The 596-nt window shown below is 51.5% G+C and carries 1 tRNA gene; it reads right to left on the bottom strand.

The features are described from left to right. Positions 1 to 57: 57 nt before the first annotated feature. Positions 58 to 129, bottom strand: a tRNA-Asp gene (locus ACXIZN_RS43275). Positions 130 to 596 lie beyond the last annotated feature (467 nt).

Genomic DNA, 596 nt, shown 5'->3' with positions numbered 1-596 from the left:
TGAACTCATTTTTTGGCTGCGCCAAAATTTTCTGAATGGGACAGAAAAGCACTTGCTCTCCCCGTCGGGGAATCGAACCCCGGTCTTCCGCGTGACAGGCGGAGATACTGTCCACTATACTAACGAGGAGCTGCGCATGCAGGGCTTCGCCCCCCAGCCAACGACACTGCCCAGACATCACTACGCAAAGCGAGGCTTTTTCTCAGACTGGCCCCGCCTTTACACCAGGGGTGCCCACTCCTGTTTCTGGCGATCGACTCTCCTGCAAAGCTCAGCGCTGAGCCTAATCGATCACACCCACCTTTAATTTTCAGGCGATCCTGTAGACCTTGATTAGTGGCTTCAGGTGTGTTCGATTAGGGTCAGCTCTCAACTTTGCAGGACTGTCGATTGCCAGGAGCAGGAGTGGGCACCCTTGCCTTACACCGTAAAATACCAGATCGGCCCATCATGATCATTATTTGGACTCTTTGTTTTTCTTTCTCCAACTTCTCAGATGAGGGCATGAGAAAAGAGATTGCATTGCCTTGATTGGGCTTGTTATTATTGGGCGACTGAGGGGATTTTTGCGACATTCACTCCTCCCGTTTCGAGTG

This window comes from Amycolatopsis sp. TRM77291 (genome assembly GCF_054166285.1).
This window is presented reverse-complemented; position numbering and strand designations above follow the sequence as displayed.